The 16,151-nt window shown below is 39.6% G+C and carries 10 protein-coding genes and 1 pseudogene; 8 read left to right on the top strand and 3 right to left on the bottom strand.

Annotation, left to right across the window (positions count from 1 at the left end; genetic code table 11):
- The first annotated feature begins 107 nt into the window (after positions 1–107).
- Positions 108–1,253 carry a serine hydrolase gene (locus Q4591_RS12540; protein ID WP_303461272.1) on the top strand — a complete coding sequence of 382 codons (1,146 nt, stop codon included), beginning with the start codon at positions 108–110 and terminating at the stop codon, positions 1,251–1,253.
- Positions 1,254–1,333: 80 nt separating this feature from the next.
- Here Q4591_RS12540 and gyrA read toward each other — a convergent pair whose 3' ends face one another.
- Positions 1,334–4,036 (bottom strand): DNA gyrase subunit A, encoded by a 2,703-nt coding sequence (gyrA, locus tag Q4591_RS12535; protein WP_102439818.1) that lies wholly within the window; start codon positions 4,034–4,036, stop codon positions 1,334–1,336.
- Between the two features lie 356 nt (positions 4,037–4,392).
- On the opposite strand from gyrA, the gene ubiG reads away from it, so the two are divergent.
- The 5 genes from ubiG (at position 4,393) to yfaE (ending at position 10,203) form a co-directional block, all read left to right on the top strand.
- Positions 4,393–5,118: a bifunctional 2-polyprenyl-6-hydroxyphenol methylase/3-demethylubiquinol 3-O-methyltransferase UbiG gene (ubiG, locus tag Q4591_RS12530; RefSeq protein ID WP_102439817.1), complete on the top strand. Its 726-nt coding sequence runs from the start codon at positions 4,393–4,395 to the stop codon at positions 5,116–5,118.
- Positions 5,119–5,268: 150 nt separating this feature from the next.
- The gene (locus tag Q4591_RS12525) at positions 5,269–5,937 is read left to right on the top strand and encodes an HAD family hydrolase (protein ID WP_102439816.1); all 669 of its coding nucleotides are present in this window, start codon (positions 5,269–5,271) and stop codon (positions 5,935–5,937) included.
- A 463-nt stretch (positions 5,938–6,400) separates the two neighbouring features.
- Entirely contained in the window at positions 6,401–8,689 is a 2,289-nt protein-coding gene (nrdA, locus tag Q4591_RS12520; RefSeq protein WP_303461270.1) for a class 1a ribonucleoside-diphosphate reductase subunit alpha, read from the top strand.
- A gap of 55 nt (positions 8,690–8,744) precedes the next feature.
- Positions 8,745–9,875, top strand: coding sequence for a class Ia ribonucleoside-diphosphate reductase subunit beta (gene nrdB / locus Q4591_RS12515; protein WP_102439814.1), 1,131 nt, complete (start codon positions 8,745–8,747; stop codon positions 9,873–9,875).
- Complete coding sequence (gene yfaE / locus Q4591_RS12510) at positions 9,865–10,203, top strand: class I ribonucleotide reductase maintenance protein YfaE (protein ID WP_102476838.1); 339 nt, start codon at positions 9,865–9,867, stop codon at positions 10,201–10,203. The genes nrdB and yfaE overlap by 11 nt, the downstream gene beginning before the upstream one ends.
- Positions 10,204–10,273: 70 nt before the next feature.
- On the opposite strand, the gene Q4591_RS12505 is transcribed toward yfaE, so the two are convergent.
- On the bottom strand, positions 10,274–11,164 hold the full coding sequence (locus Q4591_RS12505; RefSeq protein WP_102439812.1) for a LysR family transcriptional regulator: 891 nt from the start codon (positions 11,162–11,164) through the stop codon (positions 10,274–10,276).
- A 115-nt stretch (positions 11,165–11,279) separates the two neighbouring features.
- Between Q4591_RS12505 and Q4591_RS12500 the strand changes: the two genes are divergently transcribed.
- Positions 11,280–12,686 (top strand): MATE family efflux transporter, encoded by a 1,407-nt coding sequence (locus tag Q4591_RS12500; RefSeq protein ID WP_303461268.1) that lies wholly within the window; start codon positions 11,280–11,282, stop codon positions 12,684–12,686.
- Positions 12,687–12,772: 86 nt separating this feature from the next.
- Here Q4591_RS12500 and Q4591_RS12495 read toward each other — a convergent pair whose 3' ends face one another.
- A complete protein-coding gene (locus tag Q4591_RS12495; protein WP_102519922.1) occupies positions 12,773–14,320 on the bottom strand; it encodes an AbgT family transporter in 1,548 nt (515 codons plus the stop codon).
- Between the two features lie 480 nt (positions 14,321–14,800).
- Between Q4591_RS12495 and Q4591_RS12490 the strand changes: the two are divergent.
- Positions 14,801–15,975 (top strand): annotated as a pseudogene (locus Q4591_RS12490) (IS3 family transposase).
- Positions 15,976–16,151: the final 176 nt, after the last annotated feature.

The raw sequence follows: 16,151 nt of genomic DNA, 5'->3' as shown, positions 1-16,151 counted from the left end.
ACAACAATAGTCATACTAAAGCATTAGGTTATAGTCTCTTTGGAGATTGGCCTTGTGTCAGTGTTAACTAGAATAATAAATACCGTAACGCGGTCATGGATATTTACATGTTTTCAAAATCGGCTTTTATCGTAGGCACGCTTTCTTTAGCAATAAGTACTGTCCTTGTCAGTAAGCCAACACATGCTTCAATTTATAACGGTGTATCTGATAAATTTAAGCAAAAATTTCATCAGCAACTTAAAAAGAACAAAGTCCCGGGCGGTGCGTTTGTTATTGTCGAAGGCGACAAGATTCTAAAGCTCAGTTATTACGGTAAACGCAGCAAAGGTAGCGCTTTAAATGTAAATGCCAATACGGTGTTTCGACTTGCATCTGTATCTAAAACCTTTGCAGGTACTCTGGCCAGTATGTTAGTCCAGGAAAATAAACTTGACTGGCAACAACCGATAAATGCTTATCTTCCAAGCTTTGTATTAGCTGATCCTAAAGCCAGTCAGAAAATTAACCTAGGCCATATTATCGGTCAAAGCACAGGCTTAATGCCAAATAGCTACGATAACTTAGTCAATGCCAATGTAAGCAAGGATAAAATTCTAAATAAGTTTTCAGAAATAACCCCAATGTGCAGGCCTGGCGTTTGCTATAGCTACCAGAATGTAGCCTTTTCATTTATCGAATCTGCCATTGAGCAAAAAAGTGGCCTAAGCTACGAGAACTACATTGAAAAACGCATCTTTAAGCCACTAGAGATGAATAACGCCTCAACAGGCTATACAGCATTTATGGCGGAAAAAAATCGCGCAGAGCCACACATTAAGACTAAATCAGGCTTTAAAAAAGTATCAGTAAAAGCAAACTACTATGAACTGGCTCCAGCGGCAGGCGTCAATGCGAGCATTACTGATATGTCCAAGTGGTTAATCGCCAACTTAGGCGAGAAACCTGCTGTACTTTCAAGCGCTGTGATTAATGATGTGACGACGCCAGGCGTTAAAACAACCAAGGAGCTTCGCCGCCGAGATTGGCGTACCTACCTTGATAATGCTTATTACGGCAAAGGATGGCGGGTATATGAGTTTGAAGGCCGGCCATTAATTTATCACGCTGGTTGGGTAGCGGGTTATGTTGCTGAAATTTCCTATTCTCCCGAGCTGAATATCGGCATGGTAATGCTATTGAATGGTGAGTCGAGAGTTATTGCTAAATTGAGTTCTGCTTTTTGGCATGATGTATTTAAACAGCAAAACTAATTCGGACGTCATTATCATCTATAAATGACAAGCAATAAAAAAGGATGCCAATTGGCATCCTTTTTTGTCACTAGAATAACTTATTCGTCATCTTGTGCAGGTGTATCTGTTGCAGGGTTTTCAGCATCAGAAGTAGTTGCAACTACTTCGCCTTCTACTGTTTGACCTTCTGCTTCAGCATCAAGTTCAGATTCATCCATTTGAATTTCTTCGATACGCTGCAAGCCAACGACTTTCTCATCTTCTGCAGTGCGGATAATCGTTACGCCTTGGGTGTTACGACCAATCAACGACACGCCAGCAGATGGTGTACGAACCAAGGTGCCTTTATCACTAATTAGCATAATTTCGTCAGTTTCAGTAACTTGAACTGCGCCTACTACAGCACCATTACGTTCACTTACTTTGATTGAAACCACACCTTTAGTGCCACGGCTCTTAGCTGGATATTCAGCTAAATCAGTACGTTTACCATAACCGTTTTCAGTGACAGTTAGAATATCACCTTCTACTTTCGGAATGATCATCGAAACAACTTTCTGACCATCTTCAAGTTTGATACCACGAACACCTGTTGCTGTACGGCCCATTGGACGAATCGCAATCATGTCTTCACCAGTTTCAGGATCTTTCTTCACTTCACCGGTTTCTGAATCACGTACTTTTTCGTTAAAGCGAACCACTTTACCTTCGTTTGAGAACAACATGATGTCGTTGCTACCGTCAGTAATATCAACACCAATTAGTTGATCGTCGTCTTTAAGGTTAACGGCAATAATACCGTTCGCACGTGGGTTACTGTAAGCCGTTAATGCGGTTTTCTTCACGGTGCCGTGAGCGGTAGCCATAACAATATATTTGTCATCTGCATATTCACGAACAGGTAGAATTGCAGTAATACGCTCACCATCTGACAATGGTAATAAGTTAATGATTGGGCGACCACGAGCGGTACGGCTTGCCAGTGGTAGTTGATAAACTTTCAACCAATACATTTTACCAAAATCAGAGAAACATAAAATCGTATCATGGGTATTGGCAACTAATAGTTTTTCGACGAAATCTTCATCTTTTACTTTAGTAGCAGCTTTACCTTTACCACCGCGGCGCTGAGCTTGATAGTCAGTTAACGGTTGGTACTTGGCGTAACCCATATGAGAAAGTGTTACGACTACATCTTCTTCATTGATTAAGTCTTCTAGACTCATATCAACTTCGTTTTGGTTAATAACAGTACGACGTGGGTCGCCGTATTGCTCAAGCATTTCTTCTAATTCTTCTTTTATCACTTCCATCAAGCGCTCAGGACTACGAAGAATGAATAATAAGCTTGCAATGAACTCAAGTAACTCTTCGTATTCTGAAAGAATCTTCTCGTGCTCTAAACCTGTTAGGCGATGTAAACGTAGCTCAAGAATAGCTTGTGCTTGTTGCTCAGTCAGGAAGTACTTGCCTTCACGGATACCATACTCTGGCTCTAACCATTCAGGTCGAGCAGCATCATCACCGGCTTTTTCAAGCATGCCTTGAACGTTACCAAGATCCCAACCTTGTGCCACTAATTTTACTTTCGCTTCCGCAGGGGTTGGCGATTCTTTAATTAGTGCAATGATTGGATCGATGTTAGCTAATGCAATAGCCAATGCTTCAAGAATATGAGCACGTTCACGGGCTTTACGTAATTCAAATACAGTACGGCGCGTCACCACTTCACGACGGTGAAGAATGAAGCACTCTAGCATTTCTTTCAGGTTAAACAGTTTAGGCTGACCATTGGTCAATGCCACCATGTTAATACCAAAAGAACATTGCATTTGAGTTTGCGCATATAAGTTGTTTAAAACAACTTCACCGACTTCGCCACGTTTGATCTCGATAACTATGCGCATACCGTCTTTATCAGATTCATCACGTAGACCAGTAATACCTTCAATCTTTTTATCTTTAACAAGCTCAGCAATCTTTTCGATCAAGCGGGCTTTGTTAACCTGATATGGGATTTCAGTAACAATAATACGCTCACGGCCATTATTGTCTTCAATTTCAGCTTTTGAGCGCATAATCGCACGGCCACGACCGGTCTTATACGCGTCAATGATCCCTTTACGACCATTAATGCTGGCTGCTGTCGGGAAATCAGGACCTGGGATGTAATCCATTAATTGCTCAATAGATAACTCAGGTTCTTCAATTAATGCTAAACAGCCTTTAATCACTTCTGAAATGTTATGTGGCGGGATATTTGTTGCCATACCAACCGCAATACCAGACGAACCATTAATTAATAATGTTGGTACACGAGTAGGTAAAACCGCTGGGATAAATTCAGTACCATCATAGTTAGGTACAAAATCTACGGTTTCTTTTTCTAAGTCAGCTAATAAAGAATGTGCCAACTTACGCATACGAATTTCGGTATAACGCATCGCCGCTGCTGAATCGCCATCAACAGAACCAAAGTTACCTTGGCCGTCAACGAGCGTGTAACGCATTGAGAATGGTTGTGCCATACGAACAATCGTATCGTACACGGCCGTGTCACCATGTGGGTGATATTTACCAATTACGTCACCAACAACACGAGCTGATTTTTTATAAGGCTTATTGAAGTCGTTTTTCAACTCGTTCATGGCAAATAACACACGACGGTGAACAGGTTTTAACCCATCACGAACGTCAGGTAATGCACGACCTACGATTACACTCATTGCATAATCTAAATATGAATTCTTTAGTTCGTCTTCGATGTTAATTGGCGAAATTGATGATGCCAGATCAGTCATAAACTGCTCGTTCCCCTAAAATTAGCGCACAATAATTATTCCATTTTATTGTGTAGCTCAAAAACGTGATTTGGCATTCTAACACAGATATTTAAAGAGGCTAGACCCTAGAACAAGGAAATATTAACGCGAGGATAAAAGCTGTCAAAAAATCTTTAAATTCAACTATCTCTATTACATTATTTGCGTATTTCATTTTGATAAATTGCCCCATAAAATACTGATGTCGTTTTTATGGGCAGACATTGAGCAATATTCCGTCAACCAAAGTGAAATCTTGCTTCATCTCACTATGTTTATTCAATCCAATGGTTATAATACCTGCAATAAATACTAATAATTAATGGGTTCTCGACATGTCTAACCAAGAACAAACCACGCCGCAAAATGTAGATCATCAAGAAATAGAAAAATTTGCCCAAATGGCCCAGTCTTGGTGGGATCCTAATGGCAGTTTCAAGCCTTTGCATCAACTTAACCCATTACGCCTTAATTATATCGATCAAACCAGTGGTGGTATTTTTGGTAAGCAAGTATTAGATATCGGTTGTGGTGGTGGTATTTTGTCAGAAAGCATGGCTAAAATTGGTGCCAATGTAACAGGTTTAGACATGGGTGAAGCGCAAATTGAAGTGGCTAAACTGCATGCATTAGAAACTGGCATCGATATCCAATATCAAACCATGACCGCAGAAGAACATGCACAGCAACATCAAGGCTATTATGATGTGGTCACATGCATGGAGATGTTAGAGCACGTCCCTGACCCATTATCAGTGATTAAAGCATGCTGCGATATGATTAAACCTAACGGTTATGTGTTCTTTTCAACCATTAACCGTAACCTGATGTCATATATTCAAGCAATTGTTGGCGCTGAATATGTTTTAAAGATGCTGCCAGTTGGCACGCATGACCACAGTAAGTTCATTAAACCGTCTGAGTTAATCAATTTGGTTGACCAAACAGAGCTTCATTGCCGTGATGCTCTTGGGATAAGCTTTAATCCTTTAACGGGTGTATATAAGTACACGAATAAAGTTGACGTTAATTATATGATCGCCACCCAAAAAGCTGATTAGTATCACATCGTCATCTTTAATAGCCAGCCATAAATAGTAGAACAATATTAAAGTAGTAATACTGCAGTGAATCAGTGACATTACTACTTTAATCCTTCACTTAATTCATAATCGGATTAAGTAATCGCTAATAACTTCAGCACGCTTAGGATAACTATGAACAAGATTAAAGGTGTACTCTTTGATTTAGACGGTACATTAGCTGATACAGCCCCAGATCTTGTCCATGCATTAAATTTAAGTTTGCAAGAGCGCGGTATCGCTAGTAAAAGTATTGATAACTTACGCTATGCTGCCTCCCATGGTAGTTTGGCGCTTGTAAAAGCCGGTATACCTGAGCTTTCCCATGAGTTACAAATCGAAGTTCAGCAAGCTTTGTTAGTGCATTACCAACGGGTCAATGGTGAAAAAGCATCATTATTTAGCGGTTTTGATGATTTTCTGTTGTTATTAGAGCAACGTGACATCCCTTATGGTGTTGTTACTAATAAACAAGCCCGTTTTACTCGGCCATTGGTTAAGGCCTTAAACATCGAGCACAAACTCACTGCGATTATCAGTGGTGACTCCACCCAGCACTCCAAACCACATACCGCGCCAATGTTACTTGCTGCCCAGCAAATTAATTGCCTGCCACAGGACATCCTATATATAGGTGATGCTGAAAGGGATTTAATTGCCGCCCGTAATGCTGGGATGAAAGGCGCTATCGCATTATGGGGTTATTTGTCAGAGCAAGATAAACCCAATGAATGGCCGAGTGATTTTCAGTTCAGCAAGGTTGCCGACTTACATCAGGCTTTCCTTAACAAATCTTAAATATAAATAGCAAATAATTTTGTTAACAAAACAATCGATCGCCGAATATTGTAGCGATCGAGCTCACGTTTTTTTTCGGCTAAATATTAATCTTAACCAACAAAATATCGTGTATTTTGACCTAGCAGGTTAGCCTTCACTAACATTGGCCACTATACATAAGATATCCACAACTTATTCACTAAATTGCTGCTTGCAAATCGCCCCAAACCTCACTATCTTGTATGTAAGTTTTAATTAAACACCATATCTTGTGTGTGACATCAGAACAAGACACAAGGCTTTTTCTGCTTTGGGTCTTCAAATAACACTCGTATTTCTTGGATATATTACGTTGTTAGTGCTTATGGATGATCAACTTACAAGGGACCGTATTGTGATTTAATGGCGATCGTAAACGAGACGATTAAAAAAGATCCAAAATTTAAATCACGCAAACTATTTTACAATCAAGGCTTTTTTAATGAACAGCAATATGACAGTCACAAAACGCAGTGGCGAACGCGAAACAATCGATTTAGACAAAATTCATCGCGTTATCGAGTGGGCAGCTAAAGGATTGAAAAACGTTTCAGTCTCAGAAGTTGAATTACGTTCTCATCTACAATTCTTTGACGGTATTCCAACTGAAGCAATCCACGAAACCATTATTAAAGCAGCAGCAGACTTAATCTCACCAGAAGCGCCTGATTATCAATTCCTCGCTGCAAGACTTGCTGTTTTTCATTTACGTAAAAAAGCTTTTGGCCAATTTGAGCCACCGAAGTTAGTTGATCAAGTCACTCGCTTGGTTGAACTTGGCAAATACGATAAGCATATTTTAGAAGATTACACGTCAGAAGAATTAACCATTTTAGATGGTTATATTGACCACTGGCGCGATATGAACTTTTCTTATGCTGCAGTTAAACAGCTTGAAGGCAAATACCTAGTTCAAAACCGCGTCACTAACGAAATTTATGAAAGTGCTCAGTTCCTGTATATTTTAGTGGCAACTTGTTTATTTGCGCGTTACCCAAAAGACACCCGTTTAGATTACATCAAACGTTTTTATGACGCGGCTTCAACATTTAAGATTTCTTTACCAACCCCAATCATGGCAGGTGTACGTACTCCGACACGTCAATTTAGCTCATGTGTATTAATTGAATGTGACGACAGCCTTGACTCTATCAATGCGACCGCATCTTCAATTGTAAAATACGTTAGTCAACGCGCAGGTATTGGGATCAATGCCGGTCGTATCCGTGCATTAGGTAGCCCTATTCGCGGTGGTGAAGCATTCCATACCGGTTGCTTACCATTTTACAAATACTTTCAAACAGCGGTTAAATCGTGCTCTCAAGGCGGCGTACGTGGTGGTGCAGCTACCCTATTCTACCCGTTATGGCATTTAGAAGTTGAATCGTTACTGGTACTTAAAAATAACCGTGGTGTTGAAGACAACCGTGTTCGCCATCTTGATTACGGTGTACAGCTAAACAAATTGATGTACCAACGTTTAATCAAAGGTCAAAACATCAGCCTATTCAGCCCATCTGATGTGCCAGGTTTATACGACGCTTTCTTCGCTGATCAAGACGAATTTGAACGTCTATACCTTCAGTATGAAGCTGACTTAAGCATTCGTCGTAAAGAGATTAAAGCAGTTGAATTATTTTCATTGATGATGCAAGAGCGTGCATCAACAGGCCGAATCTACATTCAAAATGTTGATCACTGCAATACTCACAGCCCATTTGATCCGCAAGTTGCGCCAATTAAGCAATCAAACCTTTGTTTAGAAATCGCCTTGCCAACTAAACCGTTGAAGAATATTGATGATCCAAATGGTGAAATTGCCCTTTGTACATTATCAGCATTAAACCTTGGTGCTATCAAAGATTTATCAGAGCTAGAACCATTAGCTGACTTAGCAGTACGTGCATTAGATAACTTGCTTGATTATCAAGATTACCCAATCATTTCAGCGCAACTTGGTTCTATGAATCGTCGTACTCTAGGCATAGGTGTGATTAACTTCGCTAATTACCTTGCTAAGAATGGCATGAAATATTCTGATGGCTCAGGTAATAACTTGACCCATAAAACCTTTGAAGCAATTCAATTTTACTTATTGAAAGCATCAAACAATTTAGCAAAAGAGCAAGGCGCATGTCCTTTGTTCAATGAAACAACGTACGCTCAAGGTATTTTACCCATTGATACCTATAAACGTGACTTGGATAAAATTTGTGACGAGCCATTACACATGGATTGGGAAGGTTTACGTGCCGATATTAAACAGCACGGCCTGCGTAACTCCACTCTTTCGGCATTAATGCCGTCTGAAACATCATCGCAAATTTCTAATGCAACCAATGGCATTGAACCACCACGTGGCCTGATCAGTGTTAAAGCCAGTAAAGATGGTCAATTAAAGCAAGTTGTACCTGACTTTGATGAACTTAAAGATAAGTATGAATTACTTTGGAATATGCCAAATAATGAGGGTTACTTACAGTTAGTCGGTTTGATGCAAAAGTTTGTGGACCAAGCAATCTCATCAAATACCAATTACGACCCGACACGATTTGATAATCAAAAAGTGCCTATGCAAACCTTACTGAAAGATTTGCTCACCGCTTATAAGCTTGGGGTTAAGACCCTTTACTATCACAACACCCGTGATGGTGCATCGGATCAGTTTGATGACATCACTGTCGTTGAAAAAGAAGACGATGGTTGTGCAAGCGGCGCTTGTAAGATTTAATCACTAATTAGCATATCAACGCGGGGAGTTTTCCCCGCTTTTTTGGGATATAAAAATGGCTTACTCTACTTTCTGTCAAACTCCGAACAACCCAATGTATGAACCTATGTTCATGGGACAACCCGTTAACGTTGCACGTTACGATCAACAAAAATATGAAGTGTTCGAAAAGTTAATTGAAAAACAATTATCCTTTTTCTGGCGTCCGGAAGAAGTAGATGTAAGTAAAGATAAAATCGATTATCAAAGTTTACCTGAGCATGAAAAGCATATTTTTATCTCAAACCTCAAATACCAAACCTTACTTGATTCAATTCAAGGCCGCTCACCAAACGTAGCATTATTGCCATTAGTGTCGTTACCTGAGCTTGAAACTTGGATTGAAACTTGGTCTTTCTCTGAAACTATTCACTCTCGTTCATATACCCATATTATTCGTAATATTGTTAATGATCCTTCAGTAGTTTTTGATGACATCGTCGTCAACCAAGAAATCTTAAAACGGGCCGGTGATATCGCTCAATATTATGATGACTTGATTGAATTAACCCAAGTGATGAATCTACACGGACAAGGCACGCACCTCATCAACGGTAAAGAAATTACCGTTAATAGCCGTATTCTTAAAAAATCATTGTATTTATGCATGATGTCAGTCAACGCATTAGAAGCAATTCGTTTTTATGTTAGCTTTGCATGTTCATTTGCTTTTGCTGAACGTAACTTAATGGAAGGCAATGCAAAAATTATTCGTTTGATTGCCCGTGATGAAGCATTACACCTTAATAGTACTCAGCATATTTTAAATATTATGCAAGGTGGAAAAGACGATCCTGAAATGGGTGAAATTGCGGCTGAATGTGAGCAAGAAGCCTATGACATCTTTTATAAAGCTGCAGAACAAGAAAAGCAGTGGGCACAGTACTTATTTAAAGACGGTTCAATGATTGGCTTAAATGAACAGATTTTATGTCAGTACGTTGAATATATTACTAACCAGCGCATGAAAGCGGTTAATTTAAAACAGCCTTATGCTGAGCAAACTAATCCACTTCCTTGGATGAAAAACTGGCTTGAAAGTGATGCGGTACAAGTTGCCCCACAAGAAGTAGAAGTCTCTTCTTACTTAGTAGGACAAATTGATTCAGCTGTTGATAGCGATGAGTTTTTAGATTTTGACCTATAATAGACATTTAAAAAAAGCCCCCATTGTTAGCTTAAATGGGGAACCTGTGTTGCTGTTTAATCAACAGCAACACACGCTTTTAGAAGTATTAGAAATAAAAAAAGTCAACGTCTTCTCTGAATGTCGACGTGGTTTTTGTGGTGCCTGTAAAACCAAAATCATTAGTGGTAAGGTGAGCTATATCACTGAGCCACTTGTTGAGTTAGAAGCTGATGAATGCCTGCCATGTTGCTGCGTACCCGATAGCAATATTGATTTAGATCTCACCACAGATGAACCCAGTAATATTTACGTTCAACAACGCAGACATTTATTAGTGACTGAGTAATATCACTAATTAACGCTAAGTCATGACCTGACTTTTAGTAATAGCATCTTTGATAGACATAAAAATTTAATTATATTCTTTCTTTTTTAGCTGCGATGAACATTTTTTCCACCTCACCAAACATCCAGTTCATTATGTGTCCCGCACCTTTATCCCGTCGCTTCACTAATCCCATTTCAATGGTGAGTGAATCCGATATGTGATAACAGCTTAACTCAATTATCTCGCCTGTATACCAATCTGAATGGGCAATATGCTCCGGTACTAAGGCCCAACCTAAACCACGGGCAACGAGAGAAGTAATATAATAATAGCTGTCCACGTGCCAACAATTAGCTGAAATAGGTTTACCTGTGGTTTCTAAGTCACAAATAACAAATTGTTTATACATGTTTAATTGTGAAATATTTGGCACTGGTATTGACGCTAACGGATGTTTCGGTGCAACAATTAGAGATTGATGAAAACTATCAATGGTAAAGAACTCTAAACTGTCACTCAGTTGTTCACCCAAGAACAAAATACCTAAATCAGCCTTTCCTATTTCAACCCACTGTGCAATATCGTCTCGGGTTCCATTTAAGATAGTCAGTTTTAATAATGGAAATTGGTGAGCGGTTTTATCAAAGAAATCTTCGAAAATAGAGATAGGTACAGCTTCGTCAATAGCGATTGTTAGCGACAATTCATCATCAGTCATTACCGACATAGCTCTAGCGTTTAAACGCTCACATTGTGCTATAACGGCATTGGCTTCAATATACATTTGTTCGCCCTGCTCTGTCAGCACAGGTAAACGCCCAGATCTATCAAATAATTTAAAACCTAAATCAATTTCCAAGTTAGCTATAGCACTGCTTATCCTTGACTGCGCTTTTCCTAAAGATCGGGCAGCAGCAGAAAATGAACCTAAATTCACGGCAGTAACAAATGCTTGTAATTGCTCTATAGACCAATTCATATTCATACTCTTAATTGAATCATTAACAATCTATCCGTTTAGCGGATAGTAACCAACTTTAGTCTATCTTATATGGTGCGATAATGATGCTTCATTCTCAACAAGCCTTAAAAAAATGTCGTTAATCATATCTCAAAAAGTTAACCCTAATAATGTGAAGCAACATTATTGGAAATATGCAATTCCATCGATTAGCGCAATGCTAGTCAGTGGCTTATATCAAATCATCGACGGTATCTTCGTTGGCCATTACATTGGTTTCGAGGGGCTTGCTGGGATCAACCTCGCTTGGCCAATTATCAGCGGTATTATTGGTGTTGGCATGATGATAGGCATGGGTGCAGGCAGCTTATTATCGATCAGCCGTGGCGAGAATAACCCTATAAAATCAAAACGCATTTTAAATAATGCCATCGCCCTGCTCATTGGCTTTAGCATAATGGCTGCGCTGTTCATTCAATTTTTTGCTAAAGACTTATTGTTATTACAAAAAGCTGAAGGTGAGAACTTATCTATGGCAATGGCCTATATAGACGTTTTTGTTTATGGCGCATTTTTTACAACCGCGGCTACTGCAATACCACTGTTAATTCGTAATGATGAAAACCCGGCTATCGCGACACAACTTATGGTGCTAGGTGCCTGTGTAAATATCATATTGGATTACCTGCTGATTGTCCTTTACCCAATGGGCTTGCATGGTGCTGCGTTGGCTACCATGATTTCTCAAACCTTAGTCGTGATATTAGGCGGCTGTTATTTTATGTCGAGTAAATCGAATACTAAATTACAATTTTCTTTGAATGTCATTAACGTTAAGACTATGGGTTCTATAATGACATTGGGCTTATCCAGTTTGTTTATGTTCATGTATTTTAGCTTTATTATTGCCTTACATAACTACTCATTCATGGTTTACGGCTCGGCTGTGAATGTCGCCGCCTTCGCGATTATCGGCTATATCGCCACAATGTTTTATCTCATAGCAGAAGGGATTGCTGGGGGTATGCAGCCACCGGTAAGTTATTATTACGGCAAAAAACAAATAGCCAACATCAAAACAACGGTGATTCTTGCGACAAAAGTCGTTTGTATTTTCGCACTGTTATTGGTTGTAGTATTAAACTTGTTTCCTAGCAATGTGCTGCAGCTGTTCAGTCATGGCGATGGCGCATTAATGGCTGAAGCTTTAATCGGAATTCGATTACATCTGTTTGCGTTAATCTTGGACGGTATTATCTTTGTGGCCACAGTGTATTTTATGGCCGTTAATCAAGGCCGTAAATCCTTAACCATTTCGATAAGTAATATGCTGATCCAACTTCCATTTTTGATGCTTTTGCCGTTGATAATTGGGGTCAATGGTATTTGGCTGGCTGTGCCACTTTCCAATATAAGCTTATGTCTTTTACTGATGCCGATGGTATTTAATGAACTAAAACGCATTAAAAAGATCGACGAACAACACCAGCCTGTAGCGGTAGTACAGCAAAGTCCCCAAACAACGAGTGTGCACGCGTAAGCGCTGTGCAAATATACAAAAGGACTGCAAATGCAGTCCTTTTTAGTTTATTCGATTGTAGACTGTAGGCCTAAATCATTAAGGGCTTAACCGTAGGTGTAACTTGCACCAAGGCCTAATGGGAAACCAATTGACCAATAGATCAATAACCAAGCGCTCCAAATAGACAACAATGCCAAGCTAAATGGCAGCATCATAGAAATTAACGTACCAATACCTATGCCTTTCACATAACGTTGACAGTAAACTACCACCAACGGGAAGTATGGCATCAATGGGGTAATGATATTAGAGCTTGAATCGCCCACTCGGTAAGCGGCTTGGGATAAATCTGGGCTAATATTGAGCTGCATCAACATAGGAACCAGTACCGGCCCAATCAGTGCCCATTTAGCCGACGATGAACCAACAAATAGGTTAACGAAACCAACTAAAATTACCATGCCAATAACGGTAACTTCAGCAGGCAAGTTCATGGCTTTTAAGCCGCCTGCGCCTTCTACCGCAATTAACGCACCAAGGTTTGACGCTGAAAATGCAGCGACAAACTGGGCACAGAAAAACGCCATTACAATATAGTGCGCCATGCCACTCATTGATTTTGACATCGCCTGCACCACATCGGCTGAACTTTTAAAGGTGCCAGTCATAAAGCCATAAACCAAACCTGGCAATACAAAGAAGATAAAGATTAACGGCACAATTGATTGCATCAATGGCGCACTAAAACTGGTTAACGAACCACTAGCATCGCGTAAGGTTGATGTTTCAGGAATAGTTAATGAGAAAAAGCCAACTATCGCGGCCAACATCACCGCCGATGCCACTCTAAATGCATTTATTTCTTTAGAAGTAACCTCTTCCATTGCTGGTAAATCAACTTCTTCACGCTTTACTTTATGGCTACGATTAAGTCTTGGCTCAAGAATTTTATCGGTTAAATACCAAATTGTTAAGGTAATTGGGATACATGATGAAGCTGCAAAGAACCAATTATTGAGTGGGTTGACTTGAATATCAGGATCGACAATTTGCGCTGCCGACTGAGTAAAGCTTTGTAATAGTGGGTCAATTCCTGAGGGAATAAAGTTGGCGCAAAAACCGCCTGATACCCCTGCAAACGCCGCGGCAATACCAGCTAATGGATGGCGACCAACAGTAAAAAATATCACCCCAGCAAGTGGGATAACGACCACATAACCCGCATCAGTTGCGGTATGAGAAATAATCCCCACTAACACAACCGCTGGTGTTAAAAACTTTGCCGGGGTTATTTTTAGCATTTGTTTAAGTGCTGTATTAATAAAGCCTGATTGCTCAGCAACACCTACACCTAACATGGCCACAAGAACAACACCTAGCGGTGCAAATGCTGTAAACGTGGTTACCATTGAGGTTAGAAAGTGAGTTAACGCTTCTGCACTCAATAAATTATTAACCACAATTGGACTATCTGTTCTAGGATCAATCGCCTCAAAATTCACACCCGACAATAAAGCTGAGATAGCCCATACGGCGAACATTAAAATTAAGAACAGCATCGCAGGATCTGGTAATTTATTACCAACTCTCTCAATACCATCTAAAGCTCTACCTAAAAAGCCAGGCGCTTTTTCAGTAGATTCACTTGTCATTGTCATTCTATCCCTACCTTCGTTGAGTCCATATTCACTTTCACAGCATAAATGCCAGTAACATTTATGGCTAGTGGATATAAAACATCTCTATTTTAATTTTTTGTTTTTTTAGTTTATTAAACGAACCTTTAAGCAAACTTAAAATAATAAAAAACCAGCTATAAATCAGCCCGCAAATTATCCAACTATTAATTATTAGCCTAGATTACACTTTCACTAAAATTTCAATGTAGCACTTCAAACTAAATGTTTTAAGAAACAGACAAAAACAAACATCCTATTAACATCAGTAACTTGTGATAATGAAAACAATAAATATTACATTCATTATCATTGAATTCTGGTAAACTCTGTCGTAAATAATTGAGGGGAAATGAGTCAATCGAAAGACAAATACAGCATTAATAATACTGACTGTTGTGGTTGAATTAGCCGGACACTTTAATAAAGGAATATAATGCCATTATTGAGGTGAATATGACTAAACGAATAAATAAGCAGTATCCAGAAGACTTTAAACAAGAAGCCGTGGCTTTGGTGCTTGAGCAAGGTTACACAATAATTCAAGCAGCAGCTTCTTTAGGGATCACAGATAAAATCCTTTACAGCTGGGCTTCTAAACACAAAAAGCAGGCATAAGGTGATACCTTATCTGTCGATGAACGCACCGAACTGATGCTGTTACGCAAAGAGAATAAGCGCTTATTAATGGAGCGTGAAATCCTAAAAATACCCAAGGGGCACACCGAGGCCAGCGCCTTCTTTGTGAAAGAAATGAAGTAAGGTATTCATTTATCAAGACTCTTGTGACGAAATATCCTATTTCGATGGCGTGCAAAGTGATGCAGGTCAGTACATCAGCGTATTACGTTTGGCTTAAAATTCCTGGTGAGCTTATCACTGCCGATACCTTGGCATTGTTTCGTCGAGCTAAAGCATTATTCAAGGCCAGTCGAAACAGCTTAGGTAGTCGAGAGTTAGCTAAAGCGCTACGCAAAGAAGGGTTTAGCATCACACGTTATCGCACCATTAAGTTAATGGCGCGACTGAATCTGCATGTAACGCAACGTCTTGCTTATAAAGTCACCACAAAGCGTAAGCACAGTGATAGTGTGGCTGACAATTTGCTTAATATGAATTTTAATCCTGTAGGGCCAAATCAAGTTTGGGCAGGCGATGTGAGCTATCTTAAAACAGGCGAAAGCTGGCTGTACCTCGCAGTGGTAATGGATTTGTATTCTCGCAGAATCGTTGGCTGGAACATATCTAAGCGAATGACACGAAGCTTAGTTGAGAACGCATTCTTGAAGGCTTACAACTTGCGCAAACCACCTAAAGGCTTGGTGTTTCATAGCGATAGAGGTTCGCAATATACCAGTAAAGGTTATCGACGTTTATTAAAAAAATTGGACTGCCGAGCAAGTATGGGCGATGTGGGAGCGTGTTGGGACAATGCTGTTGTAGAGCGATTTTTTGGTAGTTTAAAGCATGACTGGTTGTTAAAAGTACCACAGCCAACTCGTCAAAATATGTGTGATGATGTGGCGAAATATATGAAATATTACAATGTTGAACGACTGCATTCGGCAAATGCTGATCAATCACCGATAGATTTTGAAATCTCTTTTAGAAAAGTGTCCGGTTGGAGTTGACCAGAACATTGTGTCACAACGCAGCGGGAATTACGCTACTCTGTCCGTGAGTTAAATTCCTTGCTTTAGTGGTTTATTCGTTAAATAGCTTTAATAGTTAAGTCTCTCTTCTGGCTAAATAGTGTTAAATAAACAGCTAATAATTCAAACTATCATAAGGTTAGATACTCATCTAT

The organism is Shewanella sp. 3_MG-2023 (genome assembly GCF_030548765.1).
Lineage (GTDB): Bacteria > Pseudomonadota > Gammaproteobacteria > Enterobacterales > Shewanellaceae > Shewanella.
This window is presented reverse-complemented; position numbering and strand designations above follow the sequence as displayed.

What these genes read in the sequence shown, in the direction of transcription:
- ubiG (WP_102439817.1), top strand. Translation starts at nt 4,393, where the DNA reads ATGTCTAACCAAGAACAAACCACGCCGCAAAATGTAGATCATCAAGAA.
- Q4591_RS12505 (WP_102439812.1), bottom strand. Translation starts at nt 11,164, where the DNA reads ATGAATTGGTCTATAGAGCAATTACAAGCATTTGTTACTGCCGTGAAT.
- Q4591_RS12495 (WP_102519922.1), bottom strand. Translation starts at nt 14,320, where the DNA reads ATGACAAGTGAATCTACTGAAAAAGCGCCTGGCTTTTTAGGTAGAGCT.
- gyrA (WP_102439818.1), bottom strand. Translation starts at nt 4,036, where the DNA reads ATGACTGATCTGGCATCATCAATTTCGCCAATTAACATCGAAGACGAA.
- Q4591_RS12540 (WP_303461272.1), top strand. Translation starts at nt 108, where the DNA reads ATGTTTTCAAAATCGGCTTTTATCGTAGGCACGCTTTCTTTAGCAATA.
- nrdA (WP_303461270.1), top strand. Translation starts at nt 6,401, where the DNA reads ATGAACAGCAATATGACAGTCACAAAACGCAGTGGCGAACGCGAAACA.
- Q4591_RS12500 (WP_303461268.1), top strand. Translation starts at nt 11,280, where the DNA reads ATGTCGTTAATCATATCTCAAAAAGTTAACCCTAATAATGTGAAGCAA.
- nrdB (WP_102439814.1), top strand. Translation starts at nt 8,745, where the DNA reads ATGGCTTACTCTACTTTCTGTCAAACTCCGAACAACCCAATGTATGAA.